A 340-nucleotide genomic window follows, 5' to 3' on the forward strand; every position below is an offset into this window, starting at 1 on the left:
GGCTGGAATACAGGCGGCCGCCGAAGACTCGCCGCCGACCCGGGGCAGCAGGATGCGGGCCGGCTGAGGGTCTAGGCCCGGGCCTTTTTAGCCGCTCACGGGCGGCCGGACGCGCCGCACGCGCCTGTCTCTTATACACCTCTGTCCCTGNCGTCTCGTGGGCCGGAGATGTGTATAAGAGACAGGGTTGGAATACAGGCGGTGATCGTTGACCCGCTGCAAACGCCGCAGCGCCGGCTGGTGCATGCTGGTGGCCCAGAACGCCAGCCCGGGTTTCATCGCCGGGGCGTTGTCCTGGCTGTCCTCGAAGTTGCCTCTGTCTCTTATAAACATCTGACGC

At 65.5% G+C, this 340-nt stretch carries 1 pseudogene; it reads right to left on the reverse strand.

Annotation, left to right across the window (positions count from 1 at the left end):
- Positions 1-186: 186 nt before the first annotated feature.
- Positions 187-340: pseudogene (locus ACQ4LH_RS21965) on the reverse strand (TetR family transcriptional regulator C-terminal domain-containing protein); the annotation flags it as partial.

Origin of the sequence: Pseudomonas peli, assembly GCF_050563605.1 — a bacterium.
GTDB lineage: Bacteria > Pseudomonadota > Gammaproteobacteria > Pseudomonadales > Pseudomonadaceae > Aquipseudomonas > Aquipseudomonas peli_A.